This is a genomic window from Rhizobium sophorae (genome assembly GCF_013087515.1).
GTDB classification, from domain to species: Bacteria; Pseudomonadota; Alphaproteobacteria; order Rhizobiales; family Rhizobiaceae; genus Rhizobium; species Rhizobium sophorae.
In genome coordinates, this window is sequence record NZ_JABFCN010000048.1 from 466,092 (window position 1) to 472,770 (window position 6,679).

Annotated in this window: 5 protein-coding genes; 4 read left to right on the top strand and 1 reads right to left on the bottom strand. The window is 59.8% G+C overall.

What is annotated here, in order from left to right:
* Positions 1-60: 60 nt before the first annotated feature.
* On the top strand, positions 61-969 hold the full coding sequence (locus tag G9X64_RS28020) for a LysR family transcriptional regulator (RefSeq protein WP_171377801.1): 909 nt from the start codon (positions 61-63) through the stop codon (positions 967-969).
* On the opposite strand, the gene G9X64_RS28025 is transcribed toward G9X64_RS28020, so the two are convergent.
* Complete coding sequence (locus tag G9X64_RS28025) at positions 958-1,905, bottom strand: alpha/beta fold hydrolase (RefSeq protein WP_168316956.1); 948 nt, start codon at positions 1,903-1,905, stop codon at positions 958-960. The genes G9X64_RS28020 and G9X64_RS28025 overlap by 12 nt on opposite strands.
* Before the next feature lie 303 nt (positions 1,906-2,208).
* On the opposite strand from G9X64_RS28025, the gene G9X64_RS28030 reads away from it, so the two are divergent.
* The 3 genes from G9X64_RS28030 (at position 2,209) to G9X64_RS28040 (ending at position 6,320) form a co-directional block, all read left to right on the top strand.
* Positions 2,209-2,652 carry a VOC family protein gene (locus G9X64_RS28030; protein WP_168316955.1) on the top strand — a complete coding sequence of 148 codons (444 nt, stop codon included), beginning with the start codon at positions 2,209-2,211 and terminating at the stop codon, positions 2,650-2,652.
* 68 nt (positions 2,653-2,720) lie between these two features.
* Positions 2,721-4,031: an epoxide hydrolase family protein gene (locus G9X64_RS28035; RefSeq protein ID WP_171377802.1), complete on the top strand. Its 1,311-nt coding sequence runs from the start codon at positions 2,721-2,723 to the stop codon at positions 4,029-4,031.
* 138 nt (positions 4,032-4,169) lie between these two features.
* Positions 4,170-6,320, top strand: coding sequence for a mechanosensitive ion channel domain-containing protein (locus G9X64_RS28040; RefSeq protein ID WP_168311287.1), 2,151 nt, complete (start codon positions 4,170-4,172; stop codon positions 6,318-6,320).
* Positions 6,321-6,679: the final 359 nt, after the last annotated feature.

A 6,679-nucleotide genomic window follows, 5' to 3' on the forward strand; every position in this document is an offset into this window, starting at 1 on the left:
CCTGTTCGGGACCCAAGCCTTAAGCTGGGCTGAGAAGCGATATCTTACTGGAGGTGTCCGATGGATCGTCTCGAAGCGATGCGCATGTTGCTGGCGGTCGTCGACGCCGGAAGCATCTCAGCCGGTAGCAGGAAGTTGAACGCGCCATTACCCAGCGTCAGCCGAAAGGTGGCCGAACTCGAACGACATCTTGGGACAAACCTCATCGTCCGCACCAGCCGTAATCTTCAACTCACCGATGCAGGGCGCGACTATGTCGACGCCGCTCGAAAGATCATGGCGGATCTCGATGAGGCCGAACGACGAGCGTCGGGGGAATACCAGACGCCCAGAGGCGTGCTGACGATCACGATGCCGATCGAATACGGGAGCCGATACGTGCTGCCCATTGCGCTGAGCTTCATGGACAAATACCCGGAGGTGTCGCTGAACCTTCTGTCGCTCGACCGCACGGTCGATCTCGTTTCCGAGCAGGTGGATATAGCGATCCGTCTCGGTGACCTCGCCGACAGCGCCCTCCATGCCGTCAAGGTCGGCGAATTCCGCCTGCTGACCTGCGCGAGTCCTGCCTATCTCGAGCGGCATGGCATGCCGGGGCGTCCCGGCGACCTCACCAATCGCGACGGGATCATCTTCAACAAGCGAACATTCTTCTGGACCTTTGACGCCGACGGCACGCCGATAGAGGCGGTGCCCCGCAACCGGCTGGAGGTGAATACCGCAGCGAACTGTGTTGCGGCGGCCGTCGGCGGGGCGGGAATCGCGCGGCTGTTCGACTATCAGATTCCAGACGAGCTGGCGTCCGGCGCGCTCGTTCCGATCCTCCGCGATTGCGACGGTCCACCCCAGCCCATTCATATCGTCTACGCGCGACAGGGGCTTCTCGCGTTGAAGGTACGGGCTTTTGTCGACTGGGCACTGCCGCGGTTGCGGAATATCCGCCAAGAAAATCAAACGTTATCTGAATGATGTGCGTATTTCTTCAACTGTTTGTTTCGAATTCTGAAGGTGTGGAAAGTGACCGGTGCCGGGCAGGACGTCGAGTTTCACTCCAATCTTGCCGGCGAACTCGATGCCCATTTCCCTTGCGATGTAGATGTCCTTCTCGCCCCAGATCACCTTCATGGGCGTCTTCAGCCGGTCGAGGTTGGCCTCGAGATAATGCTGGTCGCGGGTGAAATTCGCGTAGTAGTGCGCGAATGCGTCCGCCGACGTGACGCCATCACGGCTCCATGACCGGATCATGTCTTGCTGGACGTCGATCCGCAGATCGAATTGCTCAGCGGGAGAGAGGCCGCGCCTGTGCACGTTCTGAAGGATCTCGTCGCTCGTCTTGTTCATGTAAGCCCGGGTCGGCGAAGCGGTGGGCTCGGCTTTGAGATTCTGCAGGTTCTCCCACATGTATTGCGGCCGGTCGAACGGCGCGAAGTCTCCGACGATGATCTGCCTGGCGATCGTCGGCTCGTCGAGAGCAAGCAGCAGGACGGGCAGGGCGCCAATGTCAGTCGCGTAGATCACGAGCTTCGACCGGTCGATGCCTGCCCGCTCGATATAGGCCTTCAACACTCGGGCGTACTCTTTCGGCGCGTAGGAAAACCGGTTCAAATCCGGGCGCGACGACTGCCCGTAACCCGGCCAATCGAAGGCGTGGACGTCGTAGTCGCGAGCAAGCGTTGTCGCAATGCCCTTCCACACCATCAGCGTTTCCGGAAACCCATGCAGGAAAAGCACGGTGCCTTTTGGCGCGTGGGCGCGGACAATCATCCTCCTCAGCGTGAGGATCTGGTCGATCTCGATGAAGTCGGCGGCGTCTTGCACGGCTTGCGTAGAAGCGAAGGCTTCAGACGTGTGGGAAAAGGGAGTTGCCGCGGCTGACGCAGCATTTGCGGTTTTGTCCTTAGACATAGGATGTCCTTTCTGAACGGCGGTCAGCCAAAGCCCAAAAGCCGCCTGTCTCCACAAATAATTGAGCATGGCGTCAGCCCGCGGTAGCCGGAGAAAGTGAGAGGAACCCTCTCGACGGCGGCAGCGCTGCAACCCGGCTGCCCAAGGCTGACATCTGAACGAGAGGGTGCCTCTCACTTTCCCGAGGTGCCGGCCGGCCGTCGACCCGCCCAAATATCCACCAGCCGCCGATTTGAGACAGCTCGTTGGCGTTTGCTTGCGGAAGGCAGAACGTCGGCCGCGACAGTATAAGGAAGAACTGATATGACTGCCATTACCCAAAGCAGCCAGGTTGCGGCCGCCCCCGACAAGGTCCGCGGCCTCCCGGGCCACGCCACTGTCGGCACGAACGATCTGGATGCCGCCTCGGTATTCTACGACAAGCTTCTGGCCGTGTTCGGGATCGGACGAGTCCTCGTCCAGCCCAACCGAGCCATCTACTACGGTCATCGCACGCTCGAATTCGGTATCATCAAGCCGTTCGATGGCCGCCCTGCCACCGTCGGCAACGGTGGAATGATTGCTTTCGAAGCTCCGTCCCGTTCAAAGGTCGACGAAGCCCATGCAACTGCATTGGCGGCGGGTGGCTCGGACGAAGGGGCTCCTGGTCCGCGTGGCGAGAACGGCACGGGTCCTTACTGCGCCTATTTTCGCGATCCCGAAGGCAACAAGTTTCTTATCTTTCGTTCCGGCGCGGGCGCGGCCTGACGTTTTCGGCATTGAAGCGGGGCAGGGCATCTTTTCCTCTCCTCGATATCACGAAAGGACACGGCATCATGGCAATGCTGAACGTTTTGAAACACCGCGACGTATCGCGCCGCTCACTGCTGTCAGGCTTTGCCGCGGCCGGCATAACCGCCGTTCTCCTTCCGCGCACGTCCAACGCCGCTGATGTTGTCGGCGCCGCGTCCGAGGAGGTTCGACCGTTCAAGGTTGAGGTCTCCGAGGCGGCGCTTGCAGACCTCAGGCGGCGTCTTGCCGAGACCCGATGGCCCGACGGCGAAACCGTCATGGATCGTTCGCAGGGGGCGCAGCCCGACAGGCTGAAGGAGCTGGCGCGCTACTGGCAGTCGTCCTATGACTGGCGGAAGGCAGAGAGCAGGCTGAACAGTTTTCCGCAGTTTCTCACCAATATCGATGGACTGGACATCCATTTCATCCATGTCCGTTCCCGTCATGAAAACGCGCTGCCGTTGATCATGACCCACGGCTGGCCAGGTTCGGTCTTCGAGCTGCTTGATGTCATCGGGCCGCTGACGGATCCGACGGCGCATGGCGGCACGGCTGATGATGCCTTCCACCTGGTAATCCCGTCGATTCCAGGCTTCGGTTTCTCCGGGAAACCTCCAGCAACAGGTTGGAACCCCCAGCGTATAGCGGCTGCCTGGGACGTGCTGATGAAGCGACTGGACTATGACCGCTATGTCTCGCAAGGTGGCGACTGGGGCGCGATCATCAGCGACGCCTTGGGTCGCCAGGCGCCCGATGGGCTGCTCGCAATCCACGTCAACAGGGTCGAGCGTGCCACGACCTTCCCAGCGGACGCAGCCCAGGCTCTTAAAAATGGAGGGCCGGCTCCCGACAGCTTGTCTCAGGACGAGAAGGTCGTCTTCGAAGAGGCCCGGGACTTCCTCAACAACGGCTTCGGCTACGCGGCGATTATGAGCACGCGGCCGGAGACAGTCGGCTACGGCATTGCGGATTCTCCGGTCGGCCTGGCCGCCTGGCTCTACGACAAGATCGCCGACTGGGTGTATACACGCGGCGATCCCGAACAGGCTCTTGGCAAGGATGCCATCCTCGACAACATCACACTGTACTGGCTGACGAATACCGGCCCCTCGAGTGGCCGGATCTATTGGGAAAACGTCATGTCGGGCGCGAAGCTTACGGAAGTCAAAGTCCCGGTCGCCGTCACAGTGTTTCCCGGAGAGGTCTACAAGCCGCCAAAACACTGGCTGTCCAAGGCCTATCCGAAGCTCATCTACTACAACCGCGCCTCCAAGGGCGGTCACTTCGCTGCCTGGGAGGAGCCGGAACTCTTCAGTCAAGAGATCCGGGACGCCTTCAGAAGCTTGCGGTCTTAATACCGTCTAGCCCTTGGTTCGCAGTCTGCGTCCGCCAGACGGGTTGGTCGATTGACGTTGGTCGTGCAACGCTGCACAAAGTCCGAAGTTTCGACCAACCCAGCACAGCGACGACAACGTCGCGGGGACCACGGCTACATGCGCATCAACGACGACCGTCATCCCCTCCGCAGAGTGTCCACATTCCTGACGGTGCTATTTTCAACGCTTCTGCTCGCGAGCGCGAACCCCGTCTCGGCGGCTGAGCCGACCAATTCCTCGGGGCCGATCCGAGTTATTATCGAATTGCCGAATGATGATTCCGGACGAGCGCTGGTCAATCGGATCGTCCCCGGCAATCAGGAACCGGCGCAGCCGGTAGCAGTCTCGCAAGAGGCGGCACAGACGTCGATTGCCACGTCACTACAGGAATTGCGCCAGAGGTTGCTCACACTCGTCGATGCCGTTCCGACGCTTCCCGGGCAGATACAGTCGGCGATCCGGGTCTTCCAAACGGATGATCGTATCGAACCTGTCGGCCTGATCTTGGCGGTCATACTCTTCGTCGCAGGCGGGTTCGTTGCGCAGCGCCTTGCCTGGTGGTCAGGGCGAGGGCTGCTCCATTTTGTGCTGAACGCGCCCGCCGACACGGTCCGGCAGCGGATCAAGCTCCACGCCGCCCGGCTTTCAATGGGTCTCCTCGCTTTGGTCGGCTACCTGGTCGGAAGCCTCGGCGCGTTTATCCTCTTTCCGTGGCCTGCCGTGTTTCGCGATATCGCGCTCATCCTGCTATCGGCCGCGCTCATGGTGCGCCTTGGCGTGCTCGTGGGCCGTATTGTTATCGCGCCAGGCGCTCGTCTGCCGCATATGCGGCTTCTGACGCTCATCACCCCGCTTGCCTGGTTCTGGTACTATTGGCTCCTCGGAATCGTCGCAGTGCTGGCGGCTGGCTGGGCTACCATTGAAGTGATCAGGACGATCGGGGCTTCACCGATCTTGGTCGACCTCTTTACTGCAGCATGGCTTGGTGTCGTTTCAATCGCTCTGATCGTTATGATCTGGCTGCGGCACTTTCGTTCTGACGGGCCGCCGGTGAGCCGGCTGGTCTGTGTCGGCTTCAGCGCGAGCATCCTGCTATCGTGGCTGTTATGGGTGTCCGGTCTCCACGGGGCATTCTGGACGGTGATGATCATTACGCTTCTGCCTCTTACCGTTTCGGTGGCTCGTGATATTATTCGTCGCATTATTCAATCCGGGGAGGGGCAGGCGGTCGAAGATCCGGCCATCGTCGGATGGTCGGTTGTCATTATGCAAACGCTGCGGAACGGCCTCATTGTGGTCGCTGCGCTGCTCATTGCCCGCGCCTGGAATGTCAATCTCAGTGACCTCGCCGCAGCCGAAACGGTGACCACGCGTTTGATCCGTGCCGGAATCCGCATTGTTATCGTGTTGCTGGTGACCGACGTTATCTGGAAGCTCGCAAGCACGCTGATCGACAGTCAGATGGCGGTAGCGTCGCGAAGCGTGCAGGCGGGGCATCAGGACGGACCCGACGCGCGCCGGCGTCAGCGGTTGAATACCCTCCTTCCCATTCTTCGCAATGTACTCTTCGTGGCGATCGGCGCTGTCGGCTTCCTGATGATCCTGGATGCCATTGGCATTCAGATCGGACCGCTGCTGGCAGGCGCTGGCGTCGTCGGCATAGCCGTCGGCTTCGGTGCGCAAACACTCGTCAAGGACATTATCTCCGGCGTCTTTTATCTGTTTGACGATGCCTTTCGCATCGGCGAATACATCCAGGCGGCGAAATATAAAGGCACAGTCGAAGGTTTCTCACTGCGATCGATCCGCTTGCGCCATCATCGCGGTCCGGTCACCATCGTTCCCTTCGGCGAACTCGGCGCTGTGCAAAATCTCAGCCGCGACTGGGTCATCGACATCATTACGCTCACCCTGAATTATGACAGCGACCTTGAGGAGGTCCGCAAGACCATCAAGCGCATCGGCGTTGAGCTTCTGGAGGATGCTGAACTCGGGCCCAACATCATCGAGCCCTTGAAAATGCAGGGGATCGAGCAGATGGCAGATTACGGCGTGCAGATTCGGCTGAAATTCATGGCGAAACCCGGCGAACAGTTCGGCGTTCGCCGAAAGGCGCTCGCCATGCTCAAGAAGACATTCGCGGAAAAAGGCATCCAGTTTGCAACGCCGACGGTTCATGTTTCCGGCGGCCCCGCCGATGCAGCAGCAACCGCTGCCGCCTCAGAGCTGCAAAGGCCACCAAAGGTCATCTCAACACTTGAGGAATAGCAACGGCGAGCGGACAGGCGAGCTTTCCGTCGGATCCCGTCAAAGCAACACTCTGACCCGGACGTAGTCGCCAAGCGCGCGTCGTCCGGGACACGAGTTTCAAGAGAGTCTGTTGGCTGGGATCAGCTGTTCTATGAGGGCCCGTCCGCAGGTGACTCGTCGATGTGCTGGATCGTCTAGGCGCAAATTCGAGCGGGCCGATTTTAAAAGGAATGGGCCTATGAGATGAATGACGAAGGTATGCCATTGTAATCAAACAGCATCCTCCTGTTCCATAATCTATCTTATGCGATATATGCATTGTAGGGGCTATTTAGTAATGCGACAGTTGGGCCAGTTAGAGATGCGACACTCTCGCC